The sequence below is a fragment of the Pseudomonas sp. NPDC089569 genome (assembly GCF_050280625.1).
GTDB lineage: Bacteria > Pseudomonadota > Gammaproteobacteria > Pseudomonadales > Pseudomonadaceae > Aquipseudomonas.
This window is the reverse complement of the sequence record NZ_JBNNVQ010000017.1, coordinates 40845-58203: the sequence shown is the minus strand read 5'-3', so window position 1 is coordinate 58203 and position 17359 is coordinate 40845. Positions and strand designations below refer to the sequence as shown.

General features: G+C 58.1%; 15 protein-coding genes, 1 tRNA gene and 1 pseudogene. 9 read left to right on the top strand and 8 right to left on the bottom strand.

Annotation, left to right across the window (positions count from 1 at the left end):
* Positions 1-106: 106 nt before the first annotated feature.
* On the bottom strand, positions 107-2122 hold the full coding sequence (gene uvrB, locus ACQKP2_RS10665; protein WP_427576229.1) for an excinuclease ABC subunit UvrB: 2016 nt from the start codon (positions 2120-2122) through the stop codon (positions 107-109).
* Between the two features lie 353 nt (positions 2123-2475).
* On the opposite strand from uvrB, the gene ACQKP2_RS10660 reads away from it, so the two are divergent.
* From ACQKP2_RS10660 to ACQKP2_RS10650, 3 genes are all read left to right on the top strand, one after another.
* Entirely contained in the window at positions 2476-3672 is a 1197-nt protein-coding gene (locus ACQKP2_RS10660; protein ID WP_427576228.1) for an amino acid aminotransferase, read from the top strand.
* 113 nt (positions 3673-3785) lie between these two features.
* The gene (locus ACQKP2_RS10655; protein ID WP_427576227.1) at positions 3786-3986 is read left to right on the top strand and encodes a hypothetical protein; all 201 of its coding nucleotides are present in this window, start codon (positions 3786-3788) and stop codon (positions 3984-3986) included.
* A 69-nt stretch (positions 3987-4055) separates the two neighbouring features.
* Positions 4056-4131, top strand: a tRNA-Asn gene (locus ACQKP2_RS10650).
* Positions 4132-4252: 121 nt separating this feature from the next.
* Here ACQKP2_RS10650 and ACQKP2_RS10645 read toward each other — a convergent pair.
* The gene (locus tag ACQKP2_RS10645) at positions 4253-5773 is read right to left on the bottom strand and encodes a nucleobase:cation symporter-2 family protein (protein WP_427576226.1); all 1521 of its coding nucleotides are present in this window, start codon (positions 5771-5773) and stop codon (positions 4253-4255) included.
* 256 nt (positions 5774-6029) lie between these two features.
* Here ACQKP2_RS10645 and ACQKP2_RS10640 point away from each other — a divergent pair, with 256 nt between their 5' ends.
* Together ACQKP2_RS10640 and ACQKP2_RS10635 are read left to right on the top strand one after the other, a co-directional pair.
* The gene (locus ACQKP2_RS10640; RefSeq protein WP_427576225.1) at positions 6030-6311 is read left to right on the top strand and encodes a BrnT family toxin; all 282 of its coding nucleotides are present in this window, start codon (positions 6030-6032) and stop codon (positions 6309-6311) included.
* A gap of 3 nt (positions 6312-6314) precedes the next feature.
* A complete protein-coding gene (locus ACQKP2_RS10635; protein WP_427576224.1) occupies positions 6315-6641 on the top strand; it encodes a BrnA antitoxin family protein in 327 nt (108 codons plus the stop codon).
* 52 nt (positions 6642-6693) lie between these two features.
* Here ACQKP2_RS10635 and ACQKP2_RS10630 read toward each other — a convergent pair whose 3' ends face one another.
* Positions 6694-7521, bottom strand: coding sequence for an arylamine N-acetyltransferase family protein (locus ACQKP2_RS10630; protein WP_427576223.1), 828 nt, complete (start codon positions 7519-7521; stop codon positions 6694-6696).
* A gap of 193 nt (positions 7522-7714) precedes the next feature.
* On the opposite strand from ACQKP2_RS10630, the gene ACQKP2_RS10625 reads away from it, so the two are divergent.
* Positions 7715-8302, top strand: a complete 588-nt coding sequence (locus tag ACQKP2_RS10625; RefSeq protein ID WP_427576222.1) for a GNAT family N-acetyltransferase — start codon at positions 7715-7717, stop codon at positions 8300-8302.
* 70 nt (positions 8303-8372) lie between these two features.
* On the opposite strand, the gene ACQKP2_RS10620 is transcribed toward ACQKP2_RS10625, so the two are convergent.
* The 4 genes from ACQKP2_RS10620 to ACQKP2_RS10605 form a co-directional block, all read right to left on the bottom strand.
* Complete coding sequence (locus ACQKP2_RS10620; RefSeq protein WP_427576221.1) at positions 8373-9779, bottom strand: DUF1254 domain-containing protein; 1407 nt, start codon at positions 9777-9779, stop codon at positions 8373-8375.
* A gap of 138 nt (positions 9780-9917) precedes the next feature.
* Positions 9918-11489 carry a sensor domain-containing diguanylate cyclase gene (locus tag ACQKP2_RS10615; protein WP_427576220.1) on the bottom strand — a complete coding sequence of 524 codons (1572 nt, stop codon included), beginning with the start codon at positions 11487-11489 and terminating at the stop codon, positions 9918-9920.
* Between the two features lie 151 nt (positions 11490-11640).
* Positions 11641-12429: a lipopolysaccharide biosynthesis protein gene (locus ACQKP2_RS10610; RefSeq protein ID WP_427576219.1), complete on the bottom strand. Its 789-nt coding sequence runs from the start codon at positions 12427-12429 to the stop codon at positions 11641-11643.
* A 78-nt stretch (positions 12430-12507) separates the two neighbouring features.
* The gene (locus ACQKP2_RS10605; RefSeq protein ID WP_427576218.1) at positions 12508-14256 is read right to left on the bottom strand and encodes a L,D-transpeptidase family protein; all 1749 of its coding nucleotides are present in this window, start codon (positions 14254-14256) and stop codon (positions 12508-12510) included.
* Positions 14257-14340: 84 nt separating this feature from the next.
* Here ACQKP2_RS10605 and ACQKP2_RS10600 point away from each other — a divergent pair, with 84 nt between their 5' ends.
* Entirely contained in the window at positions 14341-15045 is a 705-nt protein-coding gene (locus ACQKP2_RS10600; protein ID WP_427576217.1) for a murein L,D-transpeptidase catalytic domain family protein, read from the top strand.
* A 1-nt stretch (position 15046) separates the two neighbouring features.
* Positions 15047-15226 (top strand): annotated as a pseudogene (locus ACQKP2_RS10595) (copper oxidase); the annotation flags it as partial.
* 157 nt (positions 15227-15383) lie between these two features.
* Here the strand turns inward: ACQKP2_RS10595 and ACQKP2_RS10590 are convergent.
* Positions 15384-15602 (bottom strand): hypothetical protein, encoded by a 219-nt coding sequence (locus tag ACQKP2_RS10590; protein ID WP_427576216.1) that lies wholly within the window; start codon positions 15600-15602, stop codon positions 15384-15386.
* Positions 15603-15882: 280 nt separating this feature from the next.
* On the opposite strand from ACQKP2_RS10590, the gene ACQKP2_RS10585 reads away from it, so the two are divergent.
* Positions 15883-17343, top strand: coding sequence for a DUF1254 domain-containing protein (locus ACQKP2_RS10585; RefSeq protein ID WP_427576215.1), 1461 nt, complete (start codon positions 15883-15885; stop codon positions 17341-17343).
* The last annotated feature ends 16 nt before the right edge of the window (positions 17344-17359 follow it).

The following is a 17359-nucleotide window of genomic DNA, read 5'->3' as shown; positions in this document are numbered from 1 at the left end:
TATCGGGGACACCCCTTTCGCGAGCAGGCTCGCTCCCACAAAAACCAGAGCCATCCCTGTGGGAGCGAGCCTGCTCGCGAAGAGGCCCACACATTCAACGCAACATTCAAACCGTGATCAGGCGCTCGCGCAACTTGGCAATCTCATCGCGCAGCTGCGCCGCCGCTTCGAACTCCAGGTCACGGGCAAGCTGATACATCTTCTCTTCAAGCTGCCGGATACGCTTGGTGATTTCGCTCGGCGAACGCAATTCACTTTCGTATTTCGCGCTTTCCTCGGCCGCCTTGGCCATGCCCTTGCGTTTCTTGCTACGCGAGCCCGGCACGGTGGCGCCTTCCATGATGTCGGCAACGTCCTTGAACACACCCTTGGGCGTGATGCCATTGGCCAGGTTGAAGGCGATCTGTTTGTCACGTCGCCGCTCGGTCTCGCCGATCGCGCGCTCCATGGAGCCAGTGATGTTGTCGGCATAAAGAATCGCCCGGCCATTGAGGTTGCGCGCCGCCCGGCCGATGGTTTGAATCAGCGAACGCTCGGAGCGCAGGAAACCTTCCTTGTCCGCGTCCAGAATGGCCACCAGCGAAACTTCCGGCATATCCAGGCCTTCGCGCAGCAGGTTGATCCCCACCAGCACATCGAACGTGCCCAGGCGCAGGTCACGGATGATTTCCACTCGCTCAACCGTATCGATATCCGAGTGCAGGTAGCGCACGCGTACGCCATGGTCGGCCAGGTAATCGGTCAAGTCCTCGGCCATGCGCTTGGTCAGCGTCGTGACCAGTACCCGCTCCTCGACCGCTACTCGCTTGGTGATCTCCGACAACAAGTCGTCGACCTGAGTCAGCGCCGGGCGAATTTCCACTTGCGGGTCCACCAGGCCGGTCGGGCGCACCACCTGCTCGACGATGCGGCCGGCGTGTTCAGCTTCATAGTTGCCCGGTGTCGCCGAAACGAAAATCGTCTGCGGGCTGATACTTTCCCATTCGTCGAAACGCATCGGCCGGTTATCCAGTGCCGATGGCAGACGGAAGCCATACTCCACCAACGTTTCCTTGCGCGAGCGGTCGCCTTTGTACATGGCGCCGACCTGCGGCACGCTGACGTGGGATTCGTCGATCACCAGCAAGGCATCAGCGGGCAAATAATCGTAAAGGGTTGGCGGTGGCGCCCCGGCTTCGCGACCGGACAGATAACGCGAATAGTTTTCGATGCCGTTGCAGTAGCCCAGTTCGAGGATCATCTCCAGATCGAAGCGGGTGCGCTGCTCCAGGCGTTGAGCCTCTACCAGTTTATTGTTGGAGCGCAGGTATTCCAGACGCTCCTGCAATTCGACCTTGATCCCCTCGACAGCCTCCATCAGGGTTTCCCGCGGCGTCACGTAGTGGCTCTTTGGATAGAAGGTGAAACGCGGCAGTTTGCGAATGACTTCGCCCGTCAGCGGATCGAATGCCGACAGGCTTTCAACTTCGTCGTCGAACAGCTCGATACGAATCGCTTCGAAATCCGACTCCGCCGGATGGATATCGATCACATCGCCACGCACGCGGAATGTCGCACGGGCGAAATCCATGTCGTTGCGGGTGTACTGCAGATCGGCCAGGCGCCGCAGCAGTTCACGCTGATCGAGCTTGTCGCCACGATCCACGTGCAACACCATCTTCAGGTAGGTTTCCGGGCTGCCCAGACCGTAGATGCACGACACCGTGGTCACGATGATCGCGTCCTTGCGCTCCAGCAGCGCCTTGGTGGCGGACAACCGCATCTGCTCGATGTGGTCGTTGATCGAGGCATCCTTCTCGATGAAGGTGTCCGAGGACGGCACATAGGCTTCGGGCTGGTAGTAGTCGTAGTAGGAAACGAAGTACTCCACGGCGTTATTCGGGAAGAACGTCTTGAACTCACCGTACAGCTGCGCGGCCAGGGTTTTGTTCGGCGCCAGCACCAGGGTCGGCCGTTGTACCTTTGCGATGACGTTGGCGATGCTGAAAGTCTTGCCCGAGCCGGTCACCCCGAGCAGCGTCTGGTGCGACAGCCCGGCTTCGATTCCTTCGACCATCAGGCGAATGGCTTCCGGCTGGTCGCCGGCAGGTGCGAAGCGGGTGACTAGCTGGAATTCGGACATGAACGACCTCAGGGTTCTCGGAACAGCAAATCGCGTCTGCGCGGTCAAGCCGGCAGGAACGGGAATGACCCAAAACGACGCTTGTCGCCCGAGTGAAAAAACAGGATTGTGCTCAATGTGGAGCCGATTACTCTCGCTTTCAAGGCGAACTTCCTACATCCCTCGAACACTTTGCGGATGCCTGTCGACTAACGGTCGAAAAATATCAGGAAAAACTTCACCTAAAAGCAGAATCGTCTGTCGCCATCGATCGCAGATGGCCTCTATACTAGCTCCCCGTTTGTGCACCGCTCTAGTGCATTCGGCTGGAGCGCGACACGTCCGTCCACTCTCCAATCAGAGCCGCCGCAAAAATGAGCCTGTTCTCCGCTGTCGAAATGGCACCACGCGATCCAATCCTGGGCCTCAACGAAGCATTCAACGCCGATACCCGTACCAACAAGGTCAACCTGGGGGTTGGTGTTTACTGCAACGAGGAGGGGCGAATTCCACTCCTGCGCGCCGTTGTCGAAGCCGAAACCATTCGCGCCGCTCAACATGCTTCCCGTGGCTACCTGCCAATCGACGGCATCGCCGCCTATGACCAGGCCGTGCAAAAACTGCTGTTCGGCAACGATTCGCCACTGATCGCCGCTGGCCGCGTCATTACCACTCAGGCCGTTGGTGGTACCGGCGCACTGAAGATTGGTGCCGACTTCCTCAAGCAATTGCTGCCCAACGCCGTCGTGGCGATCAGTGATCCAAGCTGGGAAAACCATCGTGCACTGTTCGAAACCGCCGGTTTCCCGGTGCAGAACTACCGCTACTACGACGCCGCGACCCACGACGTCAACCGTACCGGCCTGCTGGAAGACCTGAATGCCCTGCCATCGGGCTCGATCATTGTGCTGCACGCTTGCTGCCACAACCCGACCGGCGTCGACCTGAGCCCGCAAGACTGGAAAAACGTACTGGACGTGGTGAAAGCCAAAGGTCACGTACCGTTCCTCGACATGGCCTACCAGGGCTTCGGTGACGGCATTGCCGAAGACGCCGCTGCCGTGCGCCTGTTCGCGGAGTCGGGCTTGACCTTCTTCGTATCCAGCTCGTTCTCCAAGTCGTTCTCCCTGTACGGCGAGCGTGTCGGCGCACTGTCGATCGTCAGCGAATCCAAGGAAGAAAGCGCCCGCGTCCTGTCGCAGGTCAAGCGCGTTATCCGCACCAACTACTCCAACCCGCCAACCCATGGTGCAACCATCGTTGCCGCTGTCCTGAACAGCCCGGAACTGCGCGCCCAGTGGGAAGCCGAACTGGCTGAAATGCGCCTGCGGATTCGTGGCATGCGCACCCAGATGGTCGACCTGCTGGCGAAAAACGCTCCGCAGCGCGATTTCAGCTTCGTCGGTCGTCAGCGCGGCATGTTCTCCTACTCCGGCCTGAGCGTTGAACAGGTTCATCGCCTGCGCAACGAGTTCGGCATTTATGCGCTGGACACCGGTCGTATCTGCGTTGCCGCCCTGAACCAGAGCAACATCCAGGTCGTGACGGATGCCATTGTTCAGGTCATCTGATTACATCCGGCAATGACAAAACGGGAAGCCTTCGGGCTTCCCGTTTTCATTTGCCCTGATGAATTGCCCCATACCCTCTAAACTGCACACAGACGATATTCCAGAGACCCCTTATGAAAAACGATGACTTGCGCGCCGACCGCGACGATCTGGATGACTACATTCCACGTACGCCGTCCCGACGCGGCAACAACCTGGTGCTGCAGGTGGCGACCGGGGTATTTCTCGGCGGACTGGCCCTCTGGCTGGTGCAACTGGCGGCCACGGCCCTGTACGCAAAATTGATGATGGGTACGATCACCTTCGGCGGTTGATCGGGAAAAATCGAAAATTTCATCGCAACGCTTGACTTGCCTTTTTAAATCAGTAACATACGCACCAATTCCGCAATAGCTCAGTTGGTAGAGCAAGTGACTGTTAATCACTGGGTCCCTGGTTCGAGTCCAGGTTGTGGAGCCAAATAGCAAAGCCCCTGAATCGAAAGATTCAGGGGCTTTTTTGTGGTCGATGAAAAAGCCTGCAACATGAAAAAAGCCGACCGGTCTTGCAACCGGTCGGCTTTTTTTCTGTTCAGCGGTCGTCAGACGTGCTCACTGTTTTTCACATGGGTCTTCGATACCCCGTGACCATGATCGGATTCCACATCGATCACCGGCACTTCCTTACCGTCGCAGTCATGCAGCTTGCCGTCACTGAAGTAATCACCCTCACGCAGCGCAGCCAGGTCCTGATAACGCAACACCCGCTCGGCCGCTGCGGCAAACACCGATTGCTGATCCGAATTGCCGACGGTGAAATGGTTGAACACCAGGTTCAGCAAGATGGCCATGATCGCCGACGAGCTGATGCCTGAATGGAAAATAGTGGCGAACCAGCTTGGGAAATGATCGTAGAAGTTAGGTGCAGCGATCGGGATCATGCCGAAGCCGATGGACGTGGCGACGATGATCAGGTTGACGTTGTTACGGTAGTCGACCTTGGACAGAGTGCGAATGCCACTGGCGGCCACCGTACCGAACAATACGATGCCGGCGCCACCGAGAACGGAGGTCGGCACCGCGGCAATGACACGCCCCATGAATGGCAACAGGCCGAGAATGACCAGGAACAGCCCGCCGGTAGCTACCACAAAGCGGCTCTTGATGCCGGTCACCGCAACCAGGCCGACGTTCTGGGCGAATGCGCTCTGGGTGAAGGAGCCGAAGATCGGCGCAATCATGCTCGATAGCATGTCCGCCCGCAGACCATTGCCCAGGCGCTTGGAATCGACCTTGGTGCCAATGATTTCACCGACTGCCAGGATGTCCGCCGAGGTTTCCACCAGGGTCACCATGATCACGATGCACATCGACAGGATGGCGGCAAAGTGGAACGTCGGCATGCCGAAGTGGAGCGGCGCTGGAAATCCGAACATCGGCCCCTGACTGACACCGGAAAAGTCCGCCATGCCCAGAAACACCGCGATGAAGGTGCCGATGACCATGGCCAGCAGGATTGACAAACGCGAAATGCTCGCGCTGCCCAACTTGCTCAATAGCAGCACCAGCACCAGCGTCACCGCCGCCAGACCGATGTTGGCCATGCTGCCGAAGTCGGGAGAATGGCTGTTACCCCCCATGGCCCAGCGTGCGGCGACCGGCATCAACGTCAGGCCGATGGTGGTGATCACGATACCCGTGACCAACGGCGGGAAGAATTTGGTGATCCGTGAGAAGACCGGGGTAATCAGCAGGCCGATCAACGAGGCGGCAATGACCGCGCCAAGCACCGACTGAAAGCCACCCTCCCCGCCACTGCTGACGATTGCCACCATCGTGGCGACGCCCGAGAACGACACACCCTGCACCAGCGGCAACTGACATCCGAAAAACGGCAGACCCAGGGTTTGCAGCAACGTGGCCAGCCCCCCCGCAAACAATGAAGCAGCAATCAACAAACCAATGTCCGCCGGCGAGAGGCCGGCCGCCTGACCAATGATCAAAGGCACCGCGACGATACCACCGTACATCGTCAGAACATGTTGCAGGCCGTAAGCCATATTCGCGCCGACCCCGAGGTTTTCATCTTCGGGCCGTTGGTGTGAAACATGGGGCGTTTTCATGTTAGGGGGTTCCCTGGTTTTTGTTATGCGCACACTGTATTCAAGACTGAGGACAAATGTCCATAGAGTTGTATACAACTTAACGGTCAAGTTATGAACGGTCGTTCACGCAAGCCGCCTGCCAGTAACACGCACCTCTGCCTTAAACCTTGAAATACATCCTCCCGGGCCATTCTCCTGCGTCCGCTAGCCTTTTGAATTTGCGGCGACCACCGGTCGTGAGCCTCTCCTTCCATATACATATAAAGTATGCATAATGAAGCCATTCGAAATTCAGTACCACAAGGCAAAGAACGCAGCCAACAAACTCAAGCATCAAGGCATCAGCCTCGCTGAGACAGAGCCGGTTTTTTACGACGAACGCGCCCTGACCTTTCAGGATGATCGTCATGACGAGCAGCGCTGGATCACCCTCGGACAGGATGCCAAAGGTCGCTTGCTGGTCGTTGCATACACCTACCGTGACCCGAATTTCGTTCGAATCATTTCTGCGCGTCTCGCCAGTAAAAACGAGCGCCGTCAGTACCTGGAGGCTTGACCGATGAAAGATGAATACGACTTCAGCGATGCCCGCCGCGCAGCCGTTGCCCCCGGCAAAGGCAAGACCCGCATCACCATCATGCTCGATGATGCCGTCATCGAAGCGGCACGCGCGCTGGCAGAAAGCGAGGGCTATGGCTATCAGACCGCGATCAACCACACACTGCGCCGCGCATTGCTGAACGGCCATGGCGCATCCGCCGATAACCCTGACGCCTTGCATCTGAAAAAGTCGATCACGGCTTCGGAATTGAAGACCCTGGAGAAAAAGCTTTCTGAAGTCCTAAGGGAAATTCAACGCGTGATGAAGCCCGAGGCTCGCCCTTGAAAGTGATGCAAAAAGGGGCAGACCACTCCTTTTTGTGTGCATATCAAGTTGCCTATTGCTGCGCGATCAGTCGATCAAGTGTACGCACCAAGGCAGCGTGAACCGGCACACGAATGCCGAACTCATGTTCCAGCAAGGCAATCAACTCCTGCACATCGACTACCTGCCGGCGTTCGCTTTCGCACCCCACGCGATGGATCGCGAAACTGCCGTTATTGAGGGTACGTCGCCACCCTTCACCGGTGCGCGCCACCATCAACTGCCTGGCAAAGGACGACTCCGGATGGGTCGAGACGTACCAGTTGCCGACGGTGTAGTCGATGTCTTCCTGGCGTTGCAGATCGAAGATGTACATCGCGCGCCATTCATCAGCGACCCTTGCTCGCAGGGTGTAGCCATCGGCGTGCGGCTCGATGCGCCATGTTTCGTGAGGCGTAACCTGCTCGGCAGTGCTGTCGAGTATCAACGGCGCGGTGGGTACCATGCCACCGAAGCCGACATCGGTGATGTAGCGCACGCCGTCCAGTGTCACCAGGCTCAAGCGATGGGTACGCGCGGGCCAGGCGCCTTCGGGCTGGCCCATGACCACACGGCCGCTGATGCCACGGGCGTCGAAGCCCAACTCTTGCAGCAACGCCAGATACATATTGTTCAATTCGTAGCAATAACCGCCACGTCCTTCGTGCAGAACCTTGCGCTCCACCGATGGCAGATCGATCAGCACCGGCTCTCCCGACAGTGTGGTGAGGTTTTCAAACGGAAAAGCGCCGGTGTGACGCAATTGGAGTTGACGCAAGGTCTCCAGCGTCGGTGCAGGCGGCGAAGAAAATCCCAGGCGCTGCAGGTAAAGCGCACGATTGCTCAGGCGAGGCTCGCTCATCGTTCAGTCCTTGTGTAAGCGGCAGGCGAATCGCTCCGCCCAGGGCGGTCAGGTATAAAGGATCAATCACTCTGACCGACAATTGATTTAGCCAATCGCCCGACGCGAACATTCGACAACACCTGCGTCGAGAGGTCAGTGTACGGCGTCATGAACACTCCCCCCATCAGCTCGACCGAGAAGCCTGAACCTCATGGATACCCTGTTGCAAGGCAGCCGAATTACCCTGCGTCCATTGCAATACACCGATGCCGATGCCTTGGTACTTGCCGCCGCGGACGGTGAATTGTGGAACCTCACCGTGACCGTCGTGCCCTCGCCCACCACCGTCGACGCCTACCTCAAAAAAGCCCTCGATGGCCGCGATGCCGGTTCGGTACTGCCTTTCGCAATCGTGCTGAACGACACCGCCCAGGTCATCGGCTCGACCCGCCTGTGGAAGATCGACCGGCTCAACCGCAAGCTCGAAATTGGCAGTAGCTGGATTTCAGCACGCTGGCAGAAGACTTTCGTCAATACGCAGGCCAAGTACTTGTTACTGCGCTATGCCTTCGAGGAACTCGATTGCGTACGCGTGCAGTTCACCACCGACGAAAACAACCAGACATCACGCAAGGCCATCCTGCGGCTGGGGGCTCAGGAGGAAGGTGTCGTTCGTCACGAACGCATCATGCCCGACGGGCGCAAGCGCAATTCGGTGCGATTCAGCATCATTGACGACGAATGGCCGCAAGTACGGCAGCACCTGGAAAGCAGGCTGGCCGCATACAGGCTTCGCTGACACTGCAACTCATACGCAGACGAAGCAGCCGATGACGGAGCATCTTCGGCTGCCTGCCATAGCTTGAAACCTACATTTGCTTAATTGCCGGCGGGTTCCACTTGCCATTCAATGCTTCGGCTTTCGGCCCATACAGACGCATGGTCAGGTTGAACGGCCCCTTCGGTGCTGGTAGCCAATTGGCTTCGAGTTCCTTTCCGGGGCTCTCATTCTGGAAGTAGATATCCAGTGATCCGTCGGCATTGTTCTTGAACGGCATCCAGCTGCTGACGGCAAAGCGGTTGAGCCCGTTGCCGACCTGGAATCCTTCGGGGTCATACAAGGTGATCGACCAGAATGCATTCACCGGCGGATGTTGCCCCTTGTCGAAATGCAGCACGTATTTGTTCGCCCCCTCAAGCGCCTTGCCGTTCGCATCACCCAGGTTCAATGGATAGATCGCGTCCTCCGGCAGGTTGGCGCCGAGCCCCAGTTGCGCAATGATGGCCCGCTTGAGGTAATAGTTGCCATAGACGCCCATGGTGTCGGTGTTCATTGACCAGCCATTGACCACCCGCGCCAGGGTTTCCACTTTCCAGTTCATCAGCGCCTGTGCGTCCTGTGGAACGGTTTGCAACGCGGCTTTGATATCAGGATCGAGCGCATCCAGGCTGAACGATTTACCGGGTTCGATGCCGATTCGTTTCAACTGCGCCAGCATCGGTTGATCGGTACTGTGGGCCGGATGAATCTTGAGCAACTCGGCGGCATAGGCGAAGTAGCTGGCCGCCGACATCGTGTCGACCTGGATTTTCGGCGGCGTTTTCATATCCACGGTCGGGTCGATCTTGACGCTGACCGGCTCGGCGCCCTTGCCCAGGCGAGACAATGGCGTCACGGTGTAGCCGGCCTGAATCTTGTGCACAGCCGCGTAATCGGCCGCGCCATCGGTCTTGGTGCGACCGATGATCCACACATAGGGCGTAGGGGCCGGCAGATGATTCAGCCCGGCCGGCACGGTGCCAGTCCACCCAGGTGGCGTCACCAGAAATTGCGAAGCCTCGGTGCCCGTGGTGCGCCATCCCGGGGAGGCGAACACATCGCTCCACATGTCCAGCATCGGCAGCAAATAGAAACGTCCGGCCGTATCGGGTGCGGCAATCACCAGCGGCTCCTTGGTCAAGTCGAGCCAGGCGATGGAATACAGGGTGTCGAAATTCGATCGCACCACGCCTTTGAAATTCGCCGGCGGATATTCCGGCACACTCACGAACATGTTCATCGGGCCTTTACCGAACTCCTTTCCCGGTTCGATATTGGTGAACTGCTTGCGAGTGACGTCCATGGTCAGCAACGGATAGAAATACACGTAGGCATCAACGCCAATGGCGTGAGCCTCTTCGGCGGTGACTTTCGATTGCGCGTGACTGACCAGCGGAAAGATAGCGGAGGCTACGACGGTTAGAGCAGCGGCTGTCAATGCTTGGGTTAGCAACATGTCAGTGATCGTCCATGCAGTGGGGAGACCTGCCAGGTTCGGCAGAGCTAACGGAACTCTAGACGATCAAATGAATGAATTCTGACAGGCGGACGGCCGGTTGGCCGCGGTGTTGCAGAGGTGAAACACCAAAGCGCTTCAACGATCCGAACGCATCAGCGCTTCAACGGCGACGTCCATTGACAGAACGGCCGAACGATTACGACCCGAATGCTTGGCCTGATAGAGCGCTGCATCCGCGCGCTGGATGAACACCTCCATGCTGTCGCGCCCCGTCGGCACGAATGAGTAGCAGCCCAGGCTGACCGTGACATACCCGGTGGGCGAACCGCCGTGACCGATGTTCTTGTCGATGACGCTGCGGCGGATTTGTTCGGCAATGGTCATGGCACCGTGGATATCGGTGTCGGGCAACAACACCGCGAACTCTTCGCCGCCGTAGCGCACGGCCAGGTCGGCCTTGCGGTGGCAGCACCCTTTGACGGCGCGCGCCACCTCGGCCAGGCAGTGATCGCCTACCACATGACCATAAGTGTCGTTGTAGCGCTTGAAGTAATCGATATCGAGAATGATCAGGCTCAGCGGGCTCTGTTGGCGCGCACCGCGCCCGAACTCGATGTCCAGCGCACGCTCGAACAGCCTGCGATTGGCCAGCCCGGTCAGGCTGTCGTGCGTGGCGATCAGCTCCAGTGCCTGCTGGGCCTCGCGCAAATCCGCCTCGACCCGTTCGCCGACACGCACCTGGCGGATAAACACCCAACCAAACAGGCCGACACCGAGCATGACCAGCGCGACTATCACGCTGGAGCGACACGCCGTGTCGTACCAGCCCGCCAGGATCGAGTCCCGGGAAGTCGCCGCCGCGACCACCAGCGGATACGCCTCCAGTTGCCGATAACCATACAAACGGACAACACCGTCGATCATCGACGTAAACATCGCATCGCCTGAAGGCGCCTGAGGCAGGAACTTCTGAAAGATTTCACCGCGGGCCAATGAAGTGCCGATCTGGGCCTCGACAAAGGGACGCCGCGCCAGCAACGTTCCATCGGTCAGTCCCAGAAACATCGAACCGTTGTCATCGAGGCTGAAGCTTTTGAAGAACTGGTCGAAGTAGGACATCTTGATTCCGGCCAGCAGCACGCCCTGGAACTGGCCATTCTTGTCGTTCACCCGCTTGGAAACCGGAATGATCCATTCTCCGTTTTCGCGACTGCGAATCGCCGGGCCAATGTGCGCCACCGATGAGACATTCTGCTGGTGAAACTTGAAGTACTCTCGATCCGCCACGCCGGGACCACGGGGCAGATTTTCAAATGACGTCACGACCCACTGCCCTTTTTCGTCAAACAGCAGAATGCCGTGCAATTGCTCCAGCGCCTGTACGCGCCGGGCGAAGGTCTTCTGTAACCGTGGCCTCAAGGCAGGTCCGAAACCGTCAACCTGTATCCAGTCCACCAGACTGGTCAGCACCAGATCGGCCTTCATGAACGTGTCTTCGGCTTGCTGCGCCATCGCTCGCGTCAGGTTCGAGGAGGCGACCCTGGCCTGGTTCAAGTCCTGACGCCGGGATTGTTCCAGTTGCAGATACAGCAACGCACACAGGCACAGGCATACCGTGGCAATAAACAAAACCGCTGCCTTGCGCAGCGGTATGCGTGTCAATGCGACGCCAGGGGTCAGATGCGAGTCGTGAAGGCGTGTAGGCAAAAGCTCATCCTGAATGGGCAGGACATGAGCGCAAGCCCGGATCCTCGTGTTCGGATGCCAAGTTTACGGGTTTACAACCTGAAAATGGGAGCCATGCGCCCAGTGGCTGCCATTTGACCCACCCACTCACAAAACCAGCCTGGCCCGGCCCTCAGATCAATCGATCGACCTCTTCGAGCGTTACCCGGGGGACGAGATTCACCGGAATTCTTGAAGAGTTCGACAGGTTGTAAACACGAAAATCCTCGTTCATGACGCTTCTCGCCAGTATTTCGAATGACGGCAGGATTCGCGTATGGAAATGATCATCGAGCACACAGGGAGAAACAAACGATCCGGACTTCTCATAGAAGCGCCCCGCCAGTGGATCCAGATCGACCCCCACCAGAAACACCCTGGTAAACCCCACGTGATAGGCAAGCTGTAATGCGAGATAGGCTACCGTGCGAGCGTCGAAAAATCCGCGCTTGAGATTCCTGCTGAAACCCAGGGTTCTATTGCGACCATTGCCTAGCTTGCGGCACCTGACCAGGTCCTTATCGGTCTTGAGCAGGTCGCGCCAGCCGAGCTTCGGCGCCCGCCGCAGATAGTACAACTCACCCCGAGGCTTGAGCGTTGTATGCCAGACATGCCGCTCCCACAAGGCAACCCGCTTGCACAGGCGCATGGCCTCGGTAAAGAGCTCGGGTTGCTGTTGGGAAAAGCCCTGGTCGGTACAGACATAAAAGAACGGTGTGATACCTGTGCCGGCAAATTTCGAAATGGCGCCATTCATGGTGATCATAGGAACGTCTGCATACTTGTGCAGTGGAAAATCCCTGGCAGACGCCCCCGAGGCGATGATGAATACCGAGCCTTTCCTGATGTTGCGACACTCATCCAGGTCATGCACATCAAGTTGACCCGAGCTGAGCAACGGTTTTTCTTGCGCAACATCCATCGGTGAGTTCCCTTTCCGTGTTAATCGATCATCTGTGACCTGCTTTCAATCCGATAGTTTTCATCGGGCATGAGACGGTCACTCGCCTTGGCCGGACAGCACCAGCGCTGACTCCGCCCGCGGCAACGCCAATGCCGGCAGTTTTGAAGGCAGGTTCAACTGTTGCAGTACCGGTGAATCGTAGCCGTAGACATCGGGCTTGAACGTGACCCGCCCCTCCTTGCTCAGGTCGACTGTCCAATAAGCCAGCAGCACCGGTATCTTGACCGGAAGCCTGATGTTTTCGGTCTTGCCATTGGCCAATTGCTTTTGTATGCCCTCGCTGTTCCAGCGCACCGGATCGTTGAATAATAGCTCGACCAGCTGCAATGGGTTCTCTACCCGAATGCAGCCCGAACTGGTGGTGCGCACAGACTTGGCGAACAGCTCGCGGTGGGGCGTGTCATGCAGATAAATCGAATAGTCATTGGGAAAACGAATGGCGACCTGCCCCAATGAGTTATCGGGCCCCGCGTCCTGGCGTAACGTGATACCGCGCGCGTTGTACCAGTCGATGGTGGATGGATCGAGCACATTGCCGTTGCGGTCAAGGGCCCTGATCCGGTTGGCCGCCAGGTAGCCCGGATCCTGCTGGATCTTGGGCAGCATATCTTTCACCAGAATCGTCGGCGGCACTGTCCAGGTGGGATTGAAGGTCACATAGGTAATCTCGGACTGAAACACAGGTGTACTGCGAATCGGCTTGCCGACCTGTACCCGGGAGCGCCAGATCGGTTGTCCGTCGCGGTACAAGGCCACCTTGTAGCCGGCAATATCAACCACGACAAAAGTGCCCCGAAGCTTGTAAAGCAGCCAGCGTGCCCGCTCCATGTTCACCCGGACCTGATCGATTCTGGCCTCCACGGGCACGTTCAGCGATGCCAATGTCGCCGCACCTGCAACACCATCGGCATCCAGGTACTGCTCGACCTGAAACTTCTTCACCGCCGCAATCATGCTGGCGTCGTAATCGGTGCGTTGGGGCTTTTGCGCAACGAGATAACCGGCGGCGACCAAACGGGCACGCAGTTGCGCAACCGCGGCGCCGGTCATTCCGGGCTTGAGCGACTGCCCTTCGGCAATCTTCGGCCAGCCACCGGCATCACGAATCTTGCGCAACTGCGTCAGCGCCTCTCGCAAACTGCGGTAAACCGCTTCCTGTGGCGGGGCTTGAGCGAACGCCCGCGCCACGTCGTGATCATCGAGCGCGACAAAGAAACTGTTCACGTCTTCGCGAGGATCCACACCCGGCGGATCGAAGTTCCAGTGAAAATCCAGTCGGGACGGATCAACCTTCCCCCGCCGCAATTGCAACAGCGCAGTGATGTAGGTCCTGGTCAGCGCGATATCGAAGGCCGCTGATTGCGTGGGTGTCGGTGCGGTGACCTGCATGGTCAGTTGCGCCTGGGCCAGTTCGGTAATCCGGAAGTCTGCCGGAACCAGGCCATCGTTCTCGGTGTTTTTCAGGCTATCAAGCAACTGGGTGACGTCGCGCCCGTTGGTCCAGGCGGCGCGGTAATTGCGGTGCGAATAAAAGTCCAGGACGACGCGGTTGATATCCGCCCGCTGATGCTTGCGTGAAGTCAGCAGCGGAGGAAAGGCCGATTGCAAGGGTTCGAGCACCGCTTGAATCGCCTGACCGACGACATCGTCAGGCGCGGCGGAGAATACGCTCGTTGGCGCAGATACCGGCACGATCGAAGAAGTTTCACCTTGCGCGATGCCGCTGATCAGAAAGACCATAAAAAGCGCGGGGCTTATGACGAATAACCTTGTTAATTGCACCATGGATAATCCTTAATCTCCCGCAAATCAAAAGGCTAGCGTCCAACTCGCTGCTAGACTCGATATATTCCTGATGAGACTTACCTTATGCCGGCACACCGCATTGGCTTTCTGCTCACAGCCCTGCTGTTGACGTCGGCCTTCATTCCTTCAGCCTACGCCGATTCGCTTGAAGTCGCGCTGGCCAAAGCCGCCCCGAATGCCAATGCCAAGGTCATTGCCCTGGCGGTACGCGCCAGCCAGTGTACCCGTGCCCAAGGTGCTGCACCGGCACAGAGACTAGCAGTGATCGATTATTCCCTGCCCTCCACCGAACAACGGTTGTGGGTGTTCGACCTGAAAAAACGCAAATTGCTGTTCCACGAGCTCGTCGCCCACGGCCGCAACAGTGGCGAAAACATGGCTACCTGGTTCTCCAACCAGAACGAAAGCTACGCCACCAGCCTTGGCCTGTTCCGCACGCAGGAAAGCTACAGTGGCCAGAATGGCTATTCATTGCGCATGGAGGGCCTGGAGCCAGGCTTCAACGATAACGCCTACGACCGGGCAATCGTCATCCATGGCGCACCCTATGTCAGCCCCGTCCTGGCGCGTGCCAACGGCCGTATCGGCAGAAGCCTGGGCTGTCCGGCAGTCAGGCCGGCGATTGCGCATCGCCTGATCGACTCGATGAAGGATGGACAGTTGTTGTTTTCCTACTATCCGGATCAGCGCTGGTTGAAGTCGTCTTCGTATATCAATTGCGGGAGCGGCACAGTGGCATCGAGGGAGAAATCCACTTCGCGTCAATAAGTCCGGCGTTTACAGGCCGTTGGTGATCGATGCCCGTGAGCCGGAACCTTTTCAGAACGACCGCAATTACGCAGTGATGCTCAGCGGCTGGACCGACGAGAACCCGCTCAGCCTCATGAAAACGCTGAAAAAGCAGTCCGATGACTGCAACGGCAATAAGTGCACCGTGGCGGACTTCATCCTGAACCGGCACATTCAGCCCCAGTGAGAAGCACCTCCGGTTTTCGCTATCCGGAGGTGGTTCTGAACAGGCTCGACCTGACACTGCGTCAGATGCTGCCCGCGACGCATCAAGCCAGGTGCAAACAGTGGAAGTCACTCCACCGTTTTGTCATCGATCAATCGTCATGCAGCAAGCCCGAACTGTACTCGCCGTAACTGCTGCCCAGCGCACTGCCATGGAAATTCAGCTTGTTGGGGTTATTGCCAGTGACAGGGCCGAATCCACTGGACGGCTGGCACTCCGGCGAATCACAGCGATGAGTGCCCACTCCCGAACAGGCGCTCAACAGCAAGGCAGCGGCGACCAGCGTTACTTTGACGACGTTTGAGTTCATTTTTCTTTTTCCTGTGCAGTGGTGACACGGTGATTCGACCTTGAACCACATATTGAACCTCAGGCCCGTGCGCCATCATGAAATTTTTCCGGATGACAGCATGGGTTCAGGTCCCCATATGTTTCCTTCCACCGGTCCCCCGGAAACCTGCACCAGCCTTTTCGCATCAGCTCCCGAAACGCTGCGGTGATATCCGGCCCGCGTCCGTTGACAGGAAAAAGTTGGACTATCTTGTCTGCAGCCTACTTTTCATTCGGTACCCCTGAAGAAAGGATGCCTCATGAACCGTTTCCCGAACCGTCACCGCCTGTTTGCACTGAGTTTCATTGCAGCTCTGGCCGCTGCTTCCATGTCCGCAACCAGTCACGCCGCTGACGCCACCGTCGCCGGCCCGGTAGCCAATACCAAAGTGACCGAACCCTACGTGCGGATGATGGCGCGCGAAGCGTATTTCTGGGCTTGGCCAATGGCGAACATTTTCAACCGTCGCCAGGCCTTCAAGGACCTCCCCGAACCCGGCTTGATGGGCGGCATCGTTCCGGTGGCGCCGCTCAATCGCCTGTCGATGCTCAGCGACTACATCGACCCGGCGGAGCGATTGGTGGCCTGCCCGAACCAGGATGTGGTGTACGGCGCCGGCAGCATCGCTCTAGACCTGGAACCAGTGGTATTGCAAGTGCCGGATTTCGGTAGCCGCTTCTGGGTCTACCAGGTGGTGGACCTGCGCTCCGACAGCTTTGCCGAACTGGGCAAGATGTACGGCACGAAACCCGGCTTTTACCTGTTGGTGGGCCCGGACTGGAACGGCAAGGTTCCGGCGAGCATCACCCAGGTCTTTCGTGCACGAACCCATACAGGCTTTGTGATTCCCCGGGTCTTTCAGGATGACACCGCTGCCGATCGCAGTGCCGTGCAATCGGCGCTGGCCGGCATCGACATGTACCCGCTGTCGCAGTACGACGGCAAGGTCAAACGGCGGGAGTGGGCAAAACTGCCGAAATTCCCGGCGCAGGTACAAGGCAGCGGCGAAACCAAATGGGTAGTGCCGGATAAATTCTTCGACGAACTGCCGGCGCTGCTCAAGGATGCCAAGCCTTTGCCTGGCGAAGAGGCGCGCTACGCGCAAATGGCTGCCTTGAGCGCTATCGCCAAGTCTGATCCGCAACTCAAGGCGGCAATGATCGATGAAGCGAAAAAAGCCGACAGCGAAGTGATCGATCCGCTGCTGCAGTTCCGCAACTATGGCCTGCAACTGCCCAACCACTGGAGCACCATCAGCAATGGCGCGGCATTTGGCACCGACTATTTCAGTCGCACCGCCGTGGCGCGTTCGAACATCTTCGTCAATCAGCAGAAAGAGACCAAATACTTCTACCAGGATCTGGACCAGACCGGCGCTCGCCTCAATGGCCAGAACGGCTACAGCGTCACCTTCGCCAAAGGGCAGCTTCCGCCGGTCAAGGGCTTCTGGTCGCTGACGCTGTACAACGAACAGCACTTCTTCGCCCCCAATGACCTCAAGCGCTTCTCGACCGGCACCAAGAACAAGGCATTGCAAGCCAACGCCGACGGCTCGCTGACGATTTACGTGCAAAGAGAATCTCCCGGCAAGGAGAAGGAAAGCAATTGGCTGCCGGCACCCAAAGATGCCGATTTCTCACTCTACATCCGCGCCTACTGGCCCGAGCCTGCGGCGTTGAATGGCGATTGGGTGCCGCCTGCCGTTGTGAAAGCCAACTGACCGTAACCGGATGCTC